We start from the raw sequence: 19,288 nt of genomic DNA, 5'->3' as shown, positions 1-19,288 counted from the left end.
CCCTGCGCCGCCCCAGCCCCCTACTTCATCGTCACCAGCTGCTTCAGCACGCCATCCAGGCCGCCGAACACGGTGAGCTTGTCGATCTTCTCGGTGACCTTCTCCAGCGCTTCCAGCTCCTTCAGCCGCATCAGCACCGGGTTGTCCTCGATCAGCCTGGCGGTATTGAGCTGCGAGCGGGTGGCGTTGGCCTCCTCGCGGCGGCGGATCACGCTGGCCTGTGCCTGCTTCTCGGCCAGCACCACGCCGTTGAGGATCTCCTTCATCTCGCCCGGCAGGATCACGTCCTTGATGCCGACACCCAGCAGCTGCACACCGTGGCCCTCGATCGCGGCGCGCACGTGCGCGGCGATCTCACCGTCCAGCGCCGCCTTCTCGCCCAGCAGCTCATCCAGGCTGCGCGTGGCGATCGCCTGGCGCAGGCCGAACTGCAGCTGCCGGTAGATGAACTCGTCGGCGTTGCTGAGCGTGCGGTGTGCACGCACCGGGTCGACCACCTGCACGGTCGCGGCCAGGTTCACCCGCAGGGTCACCTTGTCGCGGCTGAGCAGCTCCTGGCCGGATACGTCGAGCGAACGCGCACGCAGTTCGACGCGCTCCACCGACACGTTGCCGTTGAAATTCCAGAACGCGTGCAGTCCGGCATCCAGGGTCTGTCGCAGCGTACCGTCGACGAACAGCAGGCCGACCGATTCGCTCGGCACGGTGCTGATCACCGCCACGCGCGGCAGTACGCCCAGCTGGCCCAGGCGCTGTTGCACGTCCGCCGGCACGCGCGGTTCGTCACCCAGGGCCATCACGCGCACCTCGGTGTCGACCGAACCCCGCCAGTAAAGATGGCGGCTGCCGGGCGGCAGGACATCGTCGATACGGCCATTGCGCAGCAGCAGACCCACCTGTGCAGCGCCGATATCGGCCAGCACGAAGTGTTCGTGCAGCTGTGCTCCCAGCGCGTCGATCAGGCTGTCCTGGTCGCTGCCGCTGTAGGCGCTGCCCTTCGATGCGTTGTGCACGGTCACGTGCGGCGAGCCGCCGAACCGCGACAGGCGGTGCACGCCCGGCAGCAGCACCTGCTGGAAACGACGGTTGCGATACACCAGGCCGCGCTCGCCGTCGCCGATCACGACCTTGATGGTCCAGAACATGGGAGTCTCTCCTTGTATGGCTCTGGTGGTTCGACCCGATGGAAATCCATCGCCGCGACCCGGGCCGATCAGGTCGTGGCGAGGCGGCCTGCACACCCCGTGCAGGCCGCGGAAGAGGGCGGCCACCGGTGGACGGTCCGCGCGCGGAGCCTTCGGTGCGCCGGCAGTACCGCCATGGGCGCCGCCGGCAGGCAGCACCGGGGTGGACCAAGGCGGGCAGTGACGGCGGACCGGGGCCCGGCGTGCGGTCCGTTGCTTCCACTTCTCCGCCCGAAGGCGATGTCCGTGGATGGCGACGATGGCCGCTGGGACGTGCGTCCCGGGTGTTGCTTCAAGTCATGACGTGACAGGTCATGTGGTTTGGAGTGGGAATTGAACCCACGACAGACGGACTCAGGATCCGTTGCTCTGACCAGGCTGAGCTATCCAGTTGGGAACCGCGCGGAATCGAACCGCGTGCCGGCGAACCGGCGCCTGCGACCAGCAGGCGATCCAGGCGAGGGCATGTCCGCGACCTCCGGCATACGCTACGGCAGCGCCGCGCGCACCAGCCCGCCATTGAAGCGGGACCGCTGGAAAATCGAGGGTGCAGGCCATCGACATTATCGGCGGGCGATAATGTTGTGAGGCGATGCAGATAATGTCCGGGCACGGCCGCCCGCGCGAAGATAAACTCCGGCGTGCAGGTAATGGCCGATCAGTGTGCGGCGGAATGCCGCGCGGGGTGCAGTTCTGGCATCGCGGGTCCTTGTGCCGACGCAAACGAAAACGCCCCCGGGACATGCGTTCCGAGGGCGTCGTCAAGCCTCGGAGATCGGGGTGGCCGATCTCCGCAGGGCGGGTATCAGGCCGTTGTGGGCAGTGCTTCCTTGCCGGACGCGCGCGCCAGCACATCCATGCGCAGGCATGGCAGCAGTGTGGCGATGGCGGAGAAATGCGCGTTCAAGGGAAACATCCAGGCGGGTGTTGAAACGAGGTGCGCACGATAAACCACGATTTAGTCGTGCGCAACCATTTTGTTGAATTATTTTCTTCTGCCCCATGCCGGAGCCGGCCGGCGACCGGCTCCGGCCAATCTCAGCCTTCCGCGCTTGCCGCGTCCAGCTGCGCGACATCCTGCACGCTCAGCGATACATTCGCCGCGGCCAGCAGGTCGTGCAGCTGTTCGACGCTGGTGGCGCTGACGATCGGCGCGGTGATCGACGGCCGTGCGATCTGCCATGCCAGTGCGATCTGTGCCGGGCTGGCAGTGTGCTTGCTGGCCACGTCATCCAGCGCTTCCAGGATGCGCAGGCCGCGCGGGTTGAGATAACGCTTCACCACGTTCTCGCCCCGCGCCGGACTTTTGCCCGCATCGGCTGCCGTGCGGTACTTGCCGCTGAGGAAGCCGCTGGCCAGCGCGTAGTAGCCGATCACGCCGATCTGTTCGCGCTGCACCAGCGGTTCCAGCGCGGTCTCGTAGCCGGCGCGGTCGTAGAGGTTGTACTCCGGCTGCAGGGTTTCGTAACGCGGCAGCTTGTAATCGGTGGATACCTTCAGCGCATCGGCCAGGCGGGTGGCGCTGTAGTTGGAGGCACCGATGGCGCGCACCTTGCCGGCTTCGATCAGGCGACCGAACGCGGCCAGCGTGGCTTCCAGCGGTGTCGACTCATCATCCTCGTGGGCCTGGTACAGATCGATCACATCGGTCTGCAGGCGACGCAGCGAGTCTTCCACCGCCGCATTGATGTTGTCCGGGGTCAGCCCCGGGTGCTCGGCCCATTTGCCGACCTTGGTCGCCAGCACCACCTTCTCGCGCTTGCCGCTGCGGGCGAACCACCTGCCGATCAGCGTCTCCGATTCGCCGCCTGCATTGCCGGGCACCCAGGCCGAGTACACGTCGGCGGTGTCGACCAGGTTGAAGCCGGCGTCGACGAAGGCATCGAGCAGGGCGAAGCTGGCCTTCTCGTCGGCGCTCCAGCCGAATACGTTGCCTCCGAAGGCGAGCGGACGTACATGCAGGCCGGAACGGCCCAGTTCACGGGTTGCCGTCATGGGCACGGTCTCCTTGGGGGAAGTGCTCCAGAATAGAACGCGTTGTGTTACCGCGCTGCGGCGCTGACCACAAAACAGTGTTCCGCGACGGGCGCGCGGCTAACGATTTGTGAACACCTGGCGCGCGGTGACTGCTAGTCTCGCCGCATCATTCCGCTGGAGTCGCCCCGATGATGCCTGCTTCGTCCCTGCGTGGTTGCCGCCTGTTGCTTGCTTCCGCCCTGCTTGCTGCCGTGCCCGCGTACGCTGCGCCGACCTTGCTGGCGCCGGCGCAGATCCAGGTATCGCCCGCCATCGACGCTGCGGTGAAGGCGTCGACCCGTGATCCGGCCAACGTCAAGCGTGATGGCTACCGTCATCCGGCACAGTCGCTGGCCTTCTTCTCGGTGGCACCGGAGAAGACCGTCATCGAAATCACTCCGGGCAACGGTTGGTATTCGGAAATTCTCGCGCCGCTGCTGCATGACAAGGGCCGGTACGTGGCAGCCGTGGTCGACCCGATGGCGGTGGCAGAAGGTCGTGGCCGCGACTACCAGCAGCGCAGCCGCGATGGCCTGGAAAAGAAGTTCGCCGGTGCGCCGGCACAGTTCGGCAAAGCAGTCGTGGTCGCCTACGATCCGGCCAAGCCGGTGTTCGGACCGGCCAACTCGGCCGATGTGGTGCTGACCTTCCGCAACGTGCACAACTGGCGCAAGGCCGGCCAGGCGCAGGGCATGTTCCAGGGCTTCTTCAACGTGCTCAAGCCGGGCGGCGTGCTGGGCGTGGTGGAGCACCGCGCCAAGGCCGATGTGGCCGACGATGATGACACTGGTTATGTCGGCCAGCAGCAGGTGATCGCCTTGGCCGAGGCCGCCGGCTTCAGGTTGGATGCGCGCAGCGAGATCAATGCCAACCCGCGCGACACCAAGGATCATCCCAACGGCGTGTGGACCCTGCCGCCGACCAACCAGCATGACAAGGCCGACGCCGCGAAGTACCAGGCCATCGGCGAAAGCGATCGCATGACCCTGCGCTTCATCAAGCCCTGAGGCGAAGCCCCGCAGCCGCAAGCGGCAATGGACACACGTGTATCCGCCGGGCCTGGCCCGGCGCGACAGTCAAAGGAGTGAGCGGTTGAAGAAGATCCTGTACATCGTGATCGCAGTACTGGTGCTGGTACGCCTGTTCGACTTCACCTTCCATGGCGGCAATACCTATGACCTGCTGGGCGCGGTGGGGTTCGCGGTGCTGTTGATCGGCATCCTGCAGGATGAACGCGCGCGCCGTGCGAGCCCGCCATCGGCGTCACAGCGGCGGCGGGCGGCGATCGCATCGGCCTGTGGCATTGCGTTGGTGCTGGTTTCGTTCCTGCTGAAGTGGAAGGTCTTCGGCTGAGGCGCCGGTGATCGCGATGGCGGCGCCGGGATGGGACAATGCCGCATTCACCGCCTGCCGTGCCTGCGATGCTGATTGCCTTCAACAAGCCGTTCAACGTGCTGTGTCAGTTCACCGATCGCAGCATCCCGCCGCGCCCCACCCTGGCGGGGTTCGGCCTGCCGCCGCGTGTCTATGCGGCCGGTCGGCTGGATCATGACAGCGAAGGCCTGCTGCTGCTGACCGACAACGGTCCCTTGGCGCACAGGTTGACCGACCCGAAGCACAAGGCCGACAAGACCTACTGGGTGCAGGTGGAAGGCACGCCTGGCGAGGAACAGCTGCAGCGCCTGCGCAGCGGCGTGATCCTCAATGACGGGCCGACCCTGCCGGCGAAGGTCGAACGGCTCGATCCCGCGCCGGAGCTGTGGACGCGCGATCCGCCTGTGCGTTTCCGCAAGACCGTTGCCGATACCTGGCTGGCGATCACGATCCGCGAAGGGCGCAACCGCCAGGTACGGCGGATGACCGCCGCCGTGAACCTGCCCACCCTGCGCCTGGTGCGGGTGGCAATGGGTCCTTACCGGCTGGATGATCTGCGCCCCGGACAGTGGCGGCAGATCGGCTGAAACGAAACGGGCCGGAGATCACCCACAGGCGATCTCCGGCCCGGATGCAGCCGCCTGCCTCAGGCGTCGCTGCCGATATCGCTGTGCTCGTCGACCACGGTGTCGTTGCGGCGGTCGCGGGCACTGATGCGCTGCGCCTGGCCATCAACGACGTGACCATTGGCCGCCTTCTTCTTCTGCTGCTTGCGATACAGGGCATAGCCGAGCAGACCCACACCCACTGCCGCGGCGGCGATGGTCACTGCCGGATTGCGGCGGGCGAACTTGGTGGCAACCTTGCCACCGGTCTTCACTGCGCCCAGTGCCGCTCCCGTCTTGATCCAGTCGCTGGCCTGCGGGCCCAGATGGCGCAGGCTGCCGCCGGCACTCTTCAGGCCGTCGCCCGCGGTGTGGGCCAGGTCCAGGGCGCGCTCCAGGGCGCGGTCGGTAATCACGGTCAGTCTGCTCATGCGGGGGTCCTTTGCCTCGGGTCGAAGTCCAGTGTGGCGCGTTGCCCGTAAACGGTATGTCAGTCGGGCAGTCACACGACGTGACTCTACGCGCTCCATTCAGGATCAGGCAGGATTGCTATGTTCCCCGTGGTTTGGCCCGGTGGGTGGCGGTGGCCGTCCACGGGTCGTCCGGCCAGGGATGGCGGGGATAGCGGCCCTTCATCTCTTTCTTCACCTCGGCATAGGTGTTTTCCCAGAAGTTGCGCAGGTCCTGGGTGACCTGCAGCGGACGACCGCCGGGTGACAGCAGGTGCAGGGTCAGTGGCACGCGCCCATCGGCGATGCGGGGAGTGTCTGCCAGTCCGAACAACTCCTGCAGCTTCACGGCCAGCACCGGTGGCAGCGGTTCGCCGGACTCGCTGTCCAGTGCATAGGTGATGGGCCGCTCCAGCCCGGAGGGCACAGTGATGCGGGTTGGCACATGCCGCTCCACGAGCTGCCGCTGTGACCATGCCAGGGGCGACTTCAGCGCTTCTGCGAAGCTGGCTTCGTCCAGCGCATCGAGGCGGCTCTTGCCGGCAAACGCAGGCTGCAGCCACTGCGCGCGGGTGGCGAGCAGCGTGGCATCGCTGCAGTCGGGCAGCTCCAGCTCGGGCATCCAGCGACGCAGCGCCTCCACCCGTGCCTGCCATTGGCGCAGGGCCTCGGTCCACGGCAGTGCCTGCAGGCCGAGCTCGGCAACAGCCTCGGTCAAGGCGCCGGCCGCGTGTTCCGGGTCGACCCGGCCCGCCGAGCGACTGTCCAGCATGATGCGATCGAAGCGGGTTTCGCGCAGTGCGACCAGCGCACGCCGTTCGCCGTCCCAGCGCACCGTGTCGGCGGTGACGAAGCGCTGCGGGTAGATCCTGCGCAGATGGTCCTCATCGACCGGCGCGGCGCGCAGCAGAAGCGCATCGCGGGCCTCGAAACGCAGTTCGCTGGCGACCAGCCACGGTTCGCCACGCAGATCGCTCAGTTCATGCAGGCGCGCGCTGCGCCCGTTGGCGAGCAGGTAGCGCAGCGGATCGCCCGGATGCTGGAAGCCGATACGATCGGGAAAAGCGTGCGCCAGCAGATCGCCCAGCGCGTGCGCTTCGATGCTGGCAGGGGGCGCGGCATCGCAGCGCAGCCGACGCCGCCACTGGTGCGCGGCGGCATCAATGGCAGCCAGTCCACCACGACTGGCATCGGCCGGCGCGCGGCCAGCACGGAACGCGGCCAGCGCGCGCCAGCGTGCCGCCAGTGCATCGCCGCCCTGGCGCAGGGGGTCGCGTGCTTCCAGCAGCGCCGCCAGATCGGCCGCCAGCGCCTGTGCGTGCGGGTCAGGGGCGGCGAGCAGCATCGCGGCCATGCGTGGATGGGTACCCAGCGCCAGCACGCGTCGGCCCAAGGCGGTGATCGCGCCCGACTCCGACAACGCGCCCAGACGGTGCAGCAGCTCGCGCGCCGCACCCATCGGTCCGCTTGGGGGCGGATCGAGAAAGCGCAGGTCGCTGCTGCCCCACGCCGCCAGCTCCAGCGCCAGTCCTGCCAGTTCGACCTGGTCGATCTCGGCACGCCGCTGAGGCTCCAGCCGCTGCGACTGCGGCCACAGGCGCCAGGCCACGCCCTCGGCCACGCGGCCGGCACGACCGGCACGCTGGTCGGCCGAGGCCTGCGCAATGGCCACCACGTCCAGGCGGGTGAAGCCGCTGTTCGGGTCATAGCGGGGCTCGCGTGCCAGGCCGCTGTCGATCACCACGCGCACGCCGGGCAGGGTCACCGAGGATTCGGCCACGTTGGTGGCCAGCACCACGCGGCGGCGGCCCTCATCTGCAGGTTGCAGCACGCGCGCCTGCTGTTCCACCGGCAGTTCGCCATGCAGTGCCAGGACCTCGGTGTTGCCGCCGATCGATTCCTGCAGACCGGCCTGCACGCGGGCGATCTCCCGCTGGCCAGGCAGGAACACCAGCACGTCACCCGGATGCTCGACCAGCGCCTGCTGCACTGCGCGTCGGACCTGCAGTTCCAGCGATTCTTCGCGACGCGCCGGGAAGTGGCTGACCGTGACGGGGTAGCTGCGGCCCTCGCTGCTCAAGCGGGGTGCGTCGAGGAAGCGTGCCAGCCGCTCGCCATCCAGGGTCGCCGACATGACCACCAGCCGCAGGTCGTGGCGCAGCTGTGCCTGTACGTCCAGCGCCAGTGCCAATCCCAGGTCGCCGCTGAGGTGGCGCTCATGGAACTCGTCGAACAGGATCGCGCCCACCTGTTCCAGCAGCGGGTCGTCCTGCAGCATGCGGGTCAGGATGCCTTCGGTCACCACCTCGATGCGGGTGCGCGCGGACACCCGGTTCTCGAAGCGGATGCGGTAGCCGACGGTATCGCCGACCTCCTCGCCGAGCTGCCTTGCCATGAACATCGCTGCGCTGCGCGCGGCCACCCGGCGCGGCTCCAGCAGGATGATCCTGCGGCCCTGCAGCCACGGTGCATCGAGCAGCGCCAGCGGTACCTGGGTGGTCTTGCCGGCGCCCGGTGGTGCCTCCAGCACGAGCCGTGGCTGTGCGGCCAGATGCTGCTGGATCTGCGGCAGCAGCGGAGAAATGGGGAAGTGCGGGGCGTTCATGCGCAAAGGATAAGGGGCCACGCTGGGCGCGGGTACAATGCGCAGGCATATTTCCTCCGCGATGACCATGCACCTGATCGATATCGGCGCCAATCTGACCCACGACTCCTTCGACCGCGACCGCGACGCCGTGCTGCAGCGTGCCCGCCAGGCCGGGGTGGTGCAGATGGTGGTCACGGGGGCCAGCCGCGAGCACTCTCCGCTGGCGCTGCAGCTGGCCCAGCAGCATCCGGGATTCCTGTATGCGACGGCCGGCGTACACCCGCATCATGCGGTGGAGTACACCGAAGAATGCGATGCAGAGATGCGCGCCCTGCATGCCCACCCGGAAGTGGTGGCGGTCGGCGAGTGCGGACTGGACTACTTCCGTGACTTCTCGCCGCGACCTGCCCAGCACCGTGCGTTCGAGCGCCAGCTGCAGCTGGCGGCGGAGAACGGCAAGCCGCTGTTCCTGCACCAGCGCGACGCGCACGCCGACTTCATGGCGCAGATGAAGAACTTCGAGGGTCGCCTCGGGCCGGCGGTGGTGCACTGCTTCACCGGTGAACGGGAGGAGTTGTTTGATTACCTCGACCAGGACTGGTACATCGGCATCACCGGCTGGCTCTGCGACGAGCGTCGCGGGGCGCACCTGCGCGAGCTGGTGAAGAGCATCCCGGCCGATCGCCTGATGATCGAGACCGATGCGCCGTATCTGCTGCCGCGCACGCTCAAGCCGATGCCGAAGGATCGCCGCAACGAACCGATGTTCCTTTCGCACATCGTCGAGGAGTTGGCCCGTGATCGTGGCGAGGATGTCGTGCTGACCGCAGCCCATGCAACGGCGGCGGCCCGTGCCTTCTTCCGGCTGCCCGACGCCGACACTACACGTCAGCCGTGAATGCCCGGATCCGGTAACGCTCGGCCATGCCCGGCGAGCGAAGCGGCAAGATCCGTCAGCCCTTCCCGATACGTCGGAAACTGCGGCGCCCACCCCAGCGCTTCGCGCGTACCGCGGCTGTCGATGCGCTTGCTGCCTTCGTAGAAGCGGCGCAGGGCCGGGCTCAGCGCCGGGTCGTCCCACGCCATTGCCGGTGGCATCGCAAAGCCTCCCAGCTGCGCGGCGAAGGCCAGCACGTCCTGTGGCGGTGCCGGCTCATCGTCGCTGGGCAAGTACAGCGCCTGCAGGGCGGGTCGCCGCATCGCCGCGATGATCACCGCGACCAGGTCCTGTACATGCAGGCGGTTGAACAGCAGGCCCGGCTTCAGCACATGGCGGGCACGCCCCTGCGCGAGCTGCACCAGTGCATTGCGGCCGGGACCATACAGCCCGGGCAGCCGGAACACTGCCGAGGCGATGCCGCGCCGGCTGGCCAGTGCGCGCCATTGCGACTCCGCGCGCAGGCGCTGCAGGCCCGCAGGCCCGGTGGCGTCGGCCACGCTGTCCGCATCGATCCAGCCGCCCTGGCGGTCGCCGTACACCGACGTCGACGACAGATAGCCCACCCACTGCAATGCGGGACTGTCTTCCAGTGCCGTGCGCAGCATGCGCACTGCCGGGTCGCCGTCGGCATCGGGCGGTATGCTGCCCAGCACCGCATCGGCGCGCGCGATGTCATCCAGAAGCGCGGGTGCAGGTGCTGTTCCAGCGCAGAGTCGATGGCAGCGCAGGCCATCGACGGCTGCCGTGGCCGGATCGCGTACGGTGCCGGCGACCTGCACGCCCAGCGCTTCCAGGCAAGCCGCCAGTACGCGCCCGCTCCATCCCATGCCCAGGATCAGCACCCGTCCGGGCAACGGACCGGCCGGCAGCGTCAGGCTCACGCCCGGCGCTGCGCCTGGTAGGCCTGCAGGCTGCTGTAGGCGACCTGCAGCAGCACGCCCTGCTGGCCGGCGCTGCGTGCACGGGCCAGCATGTCACCGACGATGTGGCCGGCCTCCACCTGCTGCCCGGCCTCCAGGTCACGCAACATCGAGGCCTTCAATGCCGAGCCGGCCTGGGTCAACGTGCCGCGCGCAGTGTCCTGCGCTGCCGCCGGGACTGCCTCACCGGCCGCCTCCGCCACGGCCAGGCACTCGTCGTACAGGCCCTGCACGATGGCCGTGCCATCATCGGTCGCGACAATCGTGCCGATGTCCGCGCGCAACAGGCAGGTCGCCGCGGCAAGCGCGGTGAGGAAGGTGTACTTGATCCACTGCTCCTGGCCGATGCGTTCGCTGGCCAGGTGATCGAGGTTGGCCTGCGTGCAGGCGGCTGCGAAGGCACGCACGCGCGCCGAGAGCGCGCCACCGTCGCGTTCCCCGAAGGTGAGCTTGGCGGGTTTCCCCAGATGCACCACCGCACCGTCCGGTGCCTTGGTCGCACTGATGAAGCACAGCCCGCCCAGCACCGCCTCGCGGCCGAAGCGTTCATCCAGATCGTTGTAGTGATGCAGCCCGTTGAGGATCGGCAGCACGGTGGTGCGAGGGCCCACCGCCGGCGCGATGGCCTCGATCGAGCTGTCCAGGTCGTAGGCCTTGCAGCTGAGGATGACCAGGTCGAAGGGCCTCTCCCGGGCCAGCGCGGGCAGCGCATCGGCTGTCACGTGCTGCACCGGGAAGGCGGCATCGCCGACCGGACTGCGGATCACCAGTCCATCGCGTGCAAGCTGCCCGGCGCGGGCAGGGCGGACCAGGAAGGTCACGTCCACACCGGCCTGGGCCAGGCGGCCGCCGAAGTAACCGCCGGTACCGCCGGCGCCGAGAATCAGGATGCGCATTGCACGTTCACCGTTGTCTGCGGAACCAATGTTGCGGGTGTGCCGGGGATCGCGACCCCGGCGATCGGCGCTCAGCTGCGCATGCCCACGCCGCGGCGCAGCAGCCACAGCGCCACCGCCGTCAGCACCACCACGAAGCCGATCATCAGCGCGTACGCGACCCACAGCGGCACGTCACTGCTGCCCAGCAGGCCGTAGCGGAACGCGTTGACCATGTAGAAGATCGGGTTCGCATGGGTCGCCGCTTCAGCCCAGCCCGGCAGCAGCTTCACCGAATAGAACACGCCGCCCAGATAGGTCAGCGGGGTCAGGATGAAGGTCGGAACGATCGCCACGTCGTCGAACTTCTTCGCGTACACGGCATTGATGAAGCCGGCCAGCGAGAAGATGGTGGCGCCCAGCAGCACCGTGGTCAGTGTCACCAGCGGGTGCGGGATGCGCACGGGGGTGAAGAACATCGCGATGATCAGCACGATCACGCCGACCATCAGGCCGCGCAGTACCGCACCGGCGACGTAACCCCACAGGATCACCCAGTTCGGCATCGGGCTCACCAGCAGCTCTTCCACGTGGCGGCCGAACTTGGCGCCGAAGAAGGACGAGCTGATGTTGCCGTAGCTGTTCTGGATCACGCTCATCATGACCAGCCCGGGCACGATGAACTGCATGTAGCTGTACCCGCCCATCTCGCCCACGCGCGAGCCGATCAGGCCGCCGAAGATGAGGAAGTACAGGGTCATGGTGATCGCCGGCGGCACCAGCGTCTGGCCCCAGATGCGCATGATCCGGGTCACTTCGCGGCGCACGATGGTCAGCAGCGCGACGCGGTTGCGCTGGCCGTCGGTCAGCTCGGTGGTGCTCATGCGGATTTCTCCTGGTTGCCGGTGAGGCGCACGAACAGCTCCTCCAGTCGGTTGCTCTTGGTACGCATCGAGCGCACGCGGATGCCGGCTTCATTCAGCGCGGCGAACACGCGGTTCAGATCCATGGCCCGTGGCATGTCGATGTCCAGGGTGTGCGCGTCGGGCGCGCTGAGGGTTGCGCCCTCGATCGCCGGCAGCTGCACCGGCAGATCGCCATCGATGTCCAGCAGGAAGCCTTCCACGTCCAGCTTGGCCAGCAGCGCACGCATCGGCCCCTGCTCGACGATCCGGCCGTGGTTGATGATCGCCAGATGCCGGCACAGGTACTCGGCCTCCTCCAGGTAGTGGGTGGTAAGGATGATCGTCGTGCCAGCGGCATTGATCTCCTTCAGCACCCGCCACATGTCGCGGCGGATCTCGATGTCCACGCCCGCGGTCGGCTCATCCAGGATCAGCAGGCGGGGACGCGTCATCATCGCGCGGGCGATCATCAGCCGGCGCTTCATGCCGCCGGACAGGGTGCGGCTCATCACCTGCGCCTTCTCCCACAGATGGGCACGCTTGAGTTCCTCTTCCGCGCGCTGCTCCGCTTCCTCGCGCGGTACGCCATAGAAGCCGGCGTAGTTCACAAGAATGTCGAAGGGTTTTTCGAACAGGTTGAAGTTGATTTCCTGCGGCACCAGGCCGATCAGGCGCATGGTCGCGCTGCGGTTGCGCACCAGGTCGCTGCCGAACACCTCCACCTGGCCCTCGCTGAGGTTGACCAGGGAGCTGATGATGCCGATCAGGGTGGACTTTCCAGCCCCGTTGGGGCCCAGCAGGGCGAAGAAGTCGCCCGGGGCGACCTCCAGCGAGACCCCCTTCAGGGCCTGGGTTCCGTTGTCGTAGGTTTTGCGCAGGTCGCGCACGCGCAGGGCGGGCGCCGTATCGTTCAGGGATGCCAAGCTCGAAGCCTTCGCGCCTATGGGCTGGCGCTGGAGAGGGGCGGGGAAGGGCTATTATAGAAGACCCCGAGGGCTTGCCCCGGCTACACACTGTCCCGAAAAGTCGTGCCTGTTCAATTCCCCCTCAAGCTGGTCGGCCGCCGCATGCTGGCCCCGACCGTCGGCCACTACCAGTTCGTGCGCGACGATGGCCAGCCGCTGGATTTCCAGCCCGGCCAGTTCATCCAGGTCCATTTCAGCTACGCCGATGGCACCGAGACCAAGCGCAGCTATTCCCTGGCCACCGTGCATGATCACGCACTGGGGCCCGGCGAAGCCGTGGATATCGCGGTCAGTTTCGTGCCCGGCGGCGCCGCTACGGCGCTGTTCGAGGCGCTGGAAACCGGCGGCCAGATCAGCGCGTCCGGCCCGTACGGGCGGTTCTGCCTGAACCCCGGCGATCACAACGCGCGCTATCTGCTGATCGCCACCGGCACCGGCGTGACTCCCTATCGCTCGATGTTGCCGCTGCTGGAAAAGGCCATGACCGAACGCGGCGTGCAGGTCGTCCTGCTGCAGGGTGCACGCAGCCCGGGCGAACTGCTGTACAGCGAAGATTTCTACAGTTTCGCCGAAGAACACGCGAACTTCCGCTATGTTCCGTGCCTGTCGCGGGAGTTGCCGGAACAGGCCCATGCCGACGTCCATCATGGCTACGTGCAGCAGGCCCTGGCTGGTTTCACGCCGGACCCGGCCACCGATATCGCCTACCTGTGCGGCAACCCGGACATGGTCGATGCCTGCGCCGAGCTGCTCAAGGCGGCCGGGCTGGGCAACCCGCAGATCCGCCGCGAGAAGTACGTCAGCAGCAAGTGAGTGCGCTGCGGAGAGGCGGCGCCAGCCGCCTCCCGCAGGCCGCGCCGGTCTCAGTACGGCACCCAGGCATCACGCCAGGCTGCGCCCACGCCCGGCCGGTACGCGTCGGCGTTGACGTTGCACCACGCGCCTTCAGGGAACGGGCGGCAGGCATACAGCCGGCCATCGCTGCCCTTCACCACGGTCTGCCCGGGCACATAGCTGCCGATGCCTGCCGGGTACACGTAGTCGAAGTCGCCGCCCGGCGAAGGCGTGCCCGGATCGGGTACCCGGGTGTCGAGCTGGAAGCGGTTGCCCTCCTTCAGATAGACCCGGTTGCCGGTCGCCGACGCCGTCGGCGTGATCGTGCCGTTGGACAGTACGCCCACCCGAGCGTGCTGGCTGGCGCCATTGACCTTGCGGGCCAGCACCAGCGGCCACTGCGCGGCCGCCGTCTGGCCGCTGCCCAGTGTGGCCTCCACCCGCTCCACATCGTTGCCGCTGGCGTTGAACACGCGCAGCGCCAGGACGGTGCCGACCGGCAGATCGCCACGCGCGGTGAGCGGGCCGGCATCCTGCCACTGCGATGCCGGGGGAGTGCTGCCGCCCTCGAAACGCACATCCATGCAGGTGTAGAACGCTTCGGTCGAATCCGCGCGCTGCCACGTGTTGTAGATCACGTGCTGGCCCGTGCGCTGTGGCAGCGGGCACTGCAGCCTGTACGTGCCATCGGCGGACAGCGGGGTGTTGCCCAGTGTGCAGAACTCCTGCAGGTCCGCCCAGCGCAGAGGACTGCCCGGTGTCCAGCCTTCGCGGGTAACGAAGAATCGCCAGTCACGCGTGGCATGCGGTGCGGTGGCCTTGAACACGAAGGTGAACCTGCCGTTCGCATCGGGTTGGATCGGCGTGGTCTGCCAATCACTGCGGTTCAGATCCAGGCCGCGGAAGGTCGGGTTGTTGCCGCTGCACAGCGTGCCGTCGGGTACGACGGCCTGATGGTTGCCATTGGCGTTGGCCTGGTTGATGCCGTTCCAGTCGTAGAACGCCTGCGAGCCGGCGAGTGCTTTCGCGGCGGCGCAGGCCGGGTTGGTTGGATTCTCCGGATTGCCCTGGAAACAGGCGTAGACGCGACTGGCCGGCGTGGTCATGGTGCCGTGCGCGAATGCGCTGCTGGCCAGGCAGATAAGGCCGGCGGCTGCGAATGAGCTGGCCAGCACAACACGTGTGGATCGGAATGACATGGCGCATCCTTGTGGTCGTCGATGGGAACGGTGACCGCAGGCGTTGCGCTGCGCAGCGGACGGTCGGCGGCACCTCGGCGAGTATCGAGGTGCGCTGCATCGCGCGGTACCTTGGAAGTGCCGTTCCGTGACTGCCTGCGTGAAGCCTTTCCCACAGGCTTCACGCAGGCCTGAACGGATGCGCAGAAGGTCACGCGTCGTGCGTGGTGCCGATCACGCGACGCCGTGTGTCAGCGCGTCCTGATCCACCCGGTCCGCCTGGCACGAAAAACACCCGTGGCCTGCGTTGTGCAACTGCACGAAGGCCACCGCGGGATCGGCGAACAGCACATCGAGCTGCACCCCGACCTCGTTGCCGGGGCAGACCTGCCCGCTGATCATCAGTGCATCCTCGTCGTAGGCGCGCAGTGAGATAAGCCGTCGCTCGACGTAGGGCGGAACGACCCCGGCGGGCAGGACGCAGCGCGTAGCGCCGCGCTGCACGAAGATCGGACCGGACGCGCGATAGGGCGAGTGCGTGGCCAGGTGGGTATGGGGCAGCAGAAGCAGTTCGGCGCCACTTGGGGGGTCGGACAGGCTGACCCGGCACGGATGGCCGCCGCGATCCCCGGCCCAGCGTCGCAGGATGCCCTGCGCAGCCAGCGCGCGGTCGCTCTGTTCGAACAGGTGCTGGAAGGGGCGGTGATCGAGGCCGCTGAGGTACCACGCGTTCATGGGAATCTCCTGGGTTCGCCATGAGTCTGCGTGGCCGACCGCTGCGCTGCTCGCCATGATGCGACGCCGCATTCGATCCGGCCGACATGGGCCTGGCTTTCCAGTGACGATTGCCCATCGCCGCCAGCCTCCTGCCCGTGTAAGTTGGGTCACATCTTCCGCGGCAGCCCGTCGTGGTCGACAGGAACGTCTTCCAGGGGAAACGAGCACGATGCAAAGACACCACCTCGCACTGGCCGGCGCGCTGGCCAGCCTGCTGCTTGCCGGTTGCGGCGCAGCGCCTTCCGGCAGCGCCGATGCGGCGGCGGAAACGCCCGGCCGCCGCTACGGACAGATCGACTTCCAGCCCTGCACATTGACCACGATGGGCGCCAGCGCCAACGTCGAGGCACAGTGCGCCACCCTGCAGGTGGCCGAGGACAGGGCGCAGCCGCAAGGGCGGAAGATCAACCTCCGTATCGCCTGGCTGGAATCGGGCAACAGTGGCTCCGGCCAACCGGATCCGGTGTTCTTCCTCGCCGGCGGGCCCGGGCAGGCGGCCAGCGAGGTGGCGGTCATCGTCGATACCGCCCTGCGCCAGGTTCGCAAGCAACGCGACATCTTCCTGATCGACCAGCGCGGCACCGGTGGCTCCAACCCGCTCAACTGCCTGGGCGCAGATGGCAAGGAACTGGCGTTCGACGAAGAGGCCCCCCCCAGCGAGGCGCTGCTGCGCGACTACGCCCAGCGCTGCGCAAGCTCTTTGCAGGGACGTGCCGATGCGCGGTTCTACACCACCCGCGACGCCGTTGCCGATCTGGATGCCGTGCGCCAGGCGCTGGGCGTGGATGCGCTGAACCTGGTGGGTGGTTCCTACGGAACCCGCGTGGCCCAGCGTTATGCCGCGGCCTATCCGCAGCACACCCGCAGCATCGTCATCGACGGCGTCGTTCCGAACGAGCTGGTGGTCGGGGGGGACTTCGCCAATACCTTCGAAGACGCGATCAATCTGCAGTCGGCCCAGTGCCGCAAGGACCCGGCGTGCAGCAAGCGCTTTCCGACCGACACCGGCAAACAGCTGCGCGGCGTACTCGATACGCTGCGCGCCGCGCCGGTGACCGTCGACTACCGTGACCCCGGCACGAATGCGCCGCGGCGCGACGTGCTGACGCCGGACAGCGTGATGGGGCTGGCGTTCGCCTTCTCCTATGTTCCGCAGTACGCCTCGCTGTTGCCGCTGGTGCTGGACGAGGCTGCGCAGGGCCGCTACGCGCCGCTCGCCTCGCTGGCACGCGGTGCCAACCGCAGCATGGGTTTCCAGATCAACCGCGGCATGCAGTGGTCGGTGATCTGCAGCGAGGACGCTCCGCGCTACCACGCGCCAGCCGCCAATGCCGAGCGCCTGTTCGGCAACGAGGTGGCCAGCGCCTTCTTCGCGCCGTGTGCTGTCTGGCCGCACACCGCGGCCCCCGCCGCGGATGCCGCACCGCTGCGCAGTGAGGTGCCGGCGCTGCTGCTGTCCGGTGAACTGGACCCGGTCACGCCACCGCGCTACGCCGCACAGGTGCTCAAGGGGCTGCCGCAGGGGCGCGCACTGGTCGCGCGCGGCCAGGGCCACGGCACGCTTTCCGCCGGCTGCATGCCCCGCCTGCTGGGCCAGTTCATCGACAGCACCGATGCCAAGGCGCTGGATGCCAGCTGCCTGGATACGCTGAGCTACGTGCCGGCGTTCACCTCGTTCAACGGATGGGAACCATGATCGTCGCTGACAACCTGCACAAGGCCTTCGATACCCGCACCGGCCGCATCCAGGCAGTGGCCGATGTCGGCTTCCGCGCCGAGGACGGTCGCATCACCGGTCTGCTTGGCCCGAACGGTGCCGGCAAGACCACCACCATGCGCATGCTGTACACCCTGATGACGCCTGACCAGGGCAGCATCAGCGTCGATGGCATCGATGCCGCGTGCAATCCCGTGGAGGTCCGTCGCCACCTGGGCGTGCTGCCCGATGCGCGGGGCGTCTACAAGCGGTTGACCGCGCGCGAGAACATCGCCTATTTCGGCCGGCTGCACGGCCTGTCCGAAGCACGCATCCGCGAGCGCATCGACGTGCTGTCGCAGGCGCTGGACATGGGTGACATCCTCGACCGCCAGACCGATGGCTTCTCGCAGGGCCAGCGCACCAAGACCGCGATCGCGCGCGCACTCGTGCACGATCCGCGCAATGTGATTCTCGACGAGCCGACCAACGGCCTGGATGTGATGACCACCCGTGCACTGCGCCGGTTCCTGCTGGGACTTCGTGAGGAAGGGCGATGCGTGATTCTGTCCAGCCACATCATGCAGGAGGTCGCTGCGCTGTGCGACCACATCGTCATCATCGCCAAGGGCACGGTCATGGCCGCCGGCAGTGCCGATGAGCTGCGCGCGCAGTCCGGTGAACCCAATCTGGAAGATGCGTTCGTGAAACTGATCGGCAGTGAAGAGGGCCTGCACGCATGAGCATGATGTCGACCCTGATGACGGTGATGCGCAAAGAGCTGCGTGATCTCTCCCGCGATCGTCGCACGCTGCTGCTGACCCTGTTGTTCGGTCCGCTGCTGTACCCGGTGCTGCTGCTGGGCATGGGCAAGCTGGCCGAGAGCCGCGTGCGCACGCAGATCGAGCAGCCGCTGCAGATCCCGACCATCGGCGCGGACAACGCACCGAACCTGGTCCGCTTCCTGGCCGCGCAGGGACTCAATGCCAGCGCTGCGCCGAAGGATCTGGCCGGGGCGATCCGCAGCCAGGACATCGACGTTGCCCTGCGCATCAGCGATGACTTCGGCGAGGACTGGGCCGCGGGCAGGCCGGCGCTGGTGGAGGTGATCAAGGACAGCACCCGACGTGCCGCCGAAGTGCCCAGCGCACGCCTGGAAGCGGCGCTGGCCACCTACAACGGCCAGGTGGGCGCACTGCGGCTGATGGCACGCGGCGTGGATGCCCAGGTCGCGCGTCCGCTGGACGTGGGCAGCCAGGATCTGGCCAGTGCCGAAGCGAAACGGGGCATGATCCTGTCGATGCTGCTGCCGGTGCTGTTGACCCTGACCTCGTTCATCGGCGGCGCCTATCTGGTGATGGACGCAACCGCTGGCGAACGTGAGCGGCAGTCACTCGAGCCCCTGCTGGCGACACCCGGCTCACGCAGCGCGATCGTCAGTGGCAAGATCGCCGCCGCCTGCGTGGTCGGCTTCGCGTCTCTGCTGTTGACCCTGGTGGCTTTCAAGGTCAGCGCGCAGATCGCCCCGGGCAACATCGGTCGCCAGTTCAACATGAATGTCGGCTCGATGCTGCAGATGCTGCTGGTGATGTTGCCGATGCTGCTGATCGGTACCTCGCTGCTGACCTTCCTGTCGGCTGCGGCCAAGAGCATGAAGGAAGCGCAGAGCCACATGACCTGGCTGATGCTGCTGCCGATGCTGCCCGGCTACGCGCTGGTCGCTTACCCGCTGAAGAGCGAGCTGTGGCAGTACGCGGTGCCGTTCCTGTCGCAGAACCAGATGCTGCTGAAGGTCATCCGCCACGAAGTGATCAGTCCCAGCGTCTGGGCGATCTATCTGGGCGCCAGTCTCGGTCTGGCCGCACTGCTGTGGTTTGCCGCCGTGCGCCGCTACCACAACGAACGCCTGGCGATTTCCGGCTGACCGCCACTGGAAGCGCCGGGCCCTGCCCGGCGGATAGGGAACGAGGCCCGGTCATTCCG

At 67.6% G+C, this 19,288-nt stretch carries 18 protein-coding genes and 1 tRNA gene; 8 read left to right on the top strand and 11 right to left on the bottom strand.

Annotated features, from left to right (window positions below; genetic code table 11):
• Positions 1-20: 20 nt before the first annotated feature.
• From ACZLIF_RS19660 to ACZLIF_RS19650, 3 genes are all read right to left on the bottom strand, one after another.
• Positions 21-1,145 (bottom strand): slipin family protein, encoded by a 1,125-nt coding sequence (locus ACZLIF_RS19660; RefSeq protein ID WP_128989941.1) that lies wholly within the window; start codon positions 1,143-1,145, stop codon positions 21-23.
• Positions 1,146-1,501: 356 nt separating this feature from the next.
• A tRNA-Gln gene (locus ACZLIF_RS19655) sits at positions 1,502-1,575 on the bottom strand.
• Between the two features lie 647 nt (positions 1,576-2,222).
• Positions 2,223-3,179, bottom strand: a complete 957-nt coding sequence (locus ACZLIF_RS19650; protein ID WP_128989939.1) for an aldo/keto reductase — start codon at positions 3,177-3,179, stop codon at positions 2,223-2,225.
• Positions 3,180-3,349: 170 nt separating this feature from the next.
• On the opposite strand from ACZLIF_RS19650, the gene ACZLIF_RS19645 reads away from it, so the two are divergent.
• The 3 genes from ACZLIF_RS19645 (at position 3,350) to ACZLIF_RS19635 (ending at position 5,161) form a co-directional block, all read left to right on the top strand.
• On the top strand, positions 3,350-4,207 hold the full coding sequence (locus tag ACZLIF_RS19645; RefSeq protein WP_128989937.1) for a class I SAM-dependent methyltransferase: 858 nt from the start codon (positions 3,350-3,352) through the stop codon (positions 4,205-4,207).
• Between the two features lie 85 nt (positions 4,208-4,292).
• Positions 4,293-4,553 (top strand): hypothetical protein, encoded by a 261-nt coding sequence (locus tag ACZLIF_RS19640; RefSeq protein WP_128989935.1) that lies wholly within the window; start codon positions 4,293-4,295, stop codon positions 4,551-4,553.
• A gap of 68 nt (positions 4,554-4,621) precedes the next feature.
• Positions 4,622-5,161 (top strand): pseudouridine synthase, encoded by a 540-nt coding sequence (locus ACZLIF_RS19635; protein ID WP_128989965.1) that lies wholly within the window; start codon positions 4,622-4,624, stop codon positions 5,159-5,161.
• Positions 5,162-5,220: 59 nt separating this feature from the next.
• On the opposite strand, the gene ACZLIF_RS19630 is transcribed toward ACZLIF_RS19635, so the two are convergent.
• Both ACZLIF_RS19630 and hrpB read right to left on the bottom strand, forming a co-directional pair.
• Positions 5,221-5,610 (bottom strand): hypothetical protein, encoded by a 390-nt coding sequence (locus ACZLIF_RS19630; protein ID WP_053519564.1) that lies wholly within the window; start codon positions 5,608-5,610, stop codon positions 5,221-5,223.
• A gap of 118 nt (positions 5,611-5,728) precedes the next feature.
• The gene (gene hrpB, locus ACZLIF_RS19625) at positions 5,729-8,233 is read right to left on the bottom strand and encodes an ATP-dependent helicase HrpB (protein WP_128989933.1); all 2,505 of its coding nucleotides are present in this window, start codon (positions 8,231-8,233) and stop codon (positions 5,729-5,731) included.
• Between the two features lie 67 nt (positions 8,234-8,300).
• Between hrpB and ACZLIF_RS19620 the strand changes: the two genes are divergently transcribed.
• Entirely contained in the window at positions 8,301-9,113 is an 813-nt protein-coding gene (locus tag ACZLIF_RS19620; RefSeq protein WP_065174512.1) for a TatD family hydrolase, read from the top strand.
• On the opposite strand, the gene ACZLIF_RS19615 is transcribed toward ACZLIF_RS19620, so the two are convergent.
• The 4 genes from ACZLIF_RS19615 to ACZLIF_RS19600 all read right to left on the bottom strand — a co-directional run bounded on the left by ACZLIF_RS19615 (position 9,104) and on the right by ACZLIF_RS19600 (position 12,799).
• Positions 9,104-10,036: a Rossmann-fold NAD(P)-binding domain-containing protein gene (locus ACZLIF_RS19615; RefSeq protein WP_128989931.1), complete on the bottom strand. Its 933-nt coding sequence runs from the start codon at positions 10,034-10,036 to the stop codon at positions 9,104-9,106. The genes ACZLIF_RS19620 and ACZLIF_RS19615 overlap by 10 nt on opposite strands.
• The gene (panE, locus tag ACZLIF_RS19610; protein WP_128989929.1) at positions 10,033-10,971 is read right to left on the bottom strand and encodes a 2-dehydropantoate 2-reductase; all 939 of its coding nucleotides are present in this window, start codon (positions 10,969-10,971) and stop codon (positions 10,033-10,035) included. Before panE ends, ACZLIF_RS19615 begins: the two co-directional genes overlap by 4 nt.
• Positions 10,972-11,042: 71 nt before the next feature.
• Positions 11,043-11,834 carry an ABC transporter permease gene (locus ACZLIF_RS19605; protein ID WP_128989927.1) on the bottom strand — a complete coding sequence of 264 codons (792 nt, stop codon included), beginning with the start codon at positions 11,832-11,834 and terminating at the stop codon, positions 11,043-11,045.
• A complete protein-coding gene (locus ACZLIF_RS19600; RefSeq protein ID WP_164150561.1) occupies positions 11,831-12,799 on the bottom strand; it encodes an ABC transporter ATP-binding protein in 969 nt (322 codons plus the stop codon). Before ACZLIF_RS19600 ends, ACZLIF_RS19605 begins: the two co-directional genes overlap by 4 nt.
• A gap of 84 nt (positions 12,800-12,883) precedes the next feature.
• Here ACZLIF_RS19600 and ACZLIF_RS19595 point away from each other — a divergent pair, with 84 nt between their 5' ends.
• A complete protein-coding gene (locus tag ACZLIF_RS19595; protein ID WP_128989925.1) occupies positions 12,884-13,633 on the top strand; it encodes a ferredoxin--NADP reductase in 750 nt (249 codons plus the stop codon).
• 50 nt (positions 13,634-13,683) lie between these two features.
• Here ACZLIF_RS19595 and ACZLIF_RS19590 read toward each other — a convergent pair whose 3' ends face one another.
• Both ACZLIF_RS19590 and ACZLIF_RS19585 read right to left on the bottom strand, forming a co-directional pair.
• The gene (locus ACZLIF_RS19590; RefSeq protein WP_128989923.1) at positions 13,684-14,853 is read right to left on the bottom strand and encodes a lytic polysaccharide monooxygenase; all 1,170 of its coding nucleotides are present in this window, start codon (positions 14,851-14,853) and stop codon (positions 13,684-13,686) included.
• 213 nt (positions 14,854-15,066) lie between these two features.
• On the bottom strand, positions 15,067-15,567 hold the full coding sequence (locus ACZLIF_RS19585) for a DUF1203 domain-containing protein (RefSeq protein ID WP_053519570.1): 501 nt from the start codon (positions 15,565-15,567) through the stop codon (positions 15,067-15,069).
• Between the two features lie 211 nt (positions 15,568-15,778).
• Here ACZLIF_RS19585 and ACZLIF_RS19580 point away from each other — a divergent pair, with 211 nt between their 5' ends.
• Genes ACZLIF_RS19580 through ACZLIF_RS19570 form a run of 3 tightly spaced genes read left to right on the top strand, consistent with a single transcriptional unit; the run spans position 15,779 to position 19,229 of the window.
• Positions 15,779-17,305 (top strand): alpha/beta fold hydrolase, encoded by a 1,527-nt coding sequence (locus ACZLIF_RS19580; protein ID WP_128989921.1) that lies wholly within the window; start codon positions 15,779-15,781, stop codon positions 17,303-17,305.
• On the top strand, positions 17,302-18,048 hold the full coding sequence (locus tag ACZLIF_RS19575) for an ABC transporter ATP-binding protein (RefSeq protein WP_128989919.1): 747 nt from the start codon (positions 17,302-17,304) through the stop codon (positions 18,046-18,048). The genes ACZLIF_RS19580 and ACZLIF_RS19575 overlap by 4 nt, the downstream gene beginning before the upstream one ends.
• Positions 18,045-19,229 carry an ABC transporter permease gene (locus ACZLIF_RS19570; protein ID WP_128989917.1) on the top strand — a complete coding sequence of 395 codons (1,185 nt, stop codon included), beginning with the start codon at positions 18,045-18,047 and terminating at the stop codon, positions 19,227-19,229. Before ACZLIF_RS19575 ends, ACZLIF_RS19570 begins: the two co-directional genes overlap by 4 nt.
• Positions 19,230-19,288 lie beyond the last annotated feature (59 nt).

The organism is Stenotrophomonas sp. 2201_Sma (assembly GCF_056486685.1).
This window is presented reverse-complemented; position numbering and strand designations above follow the sequence as displayed.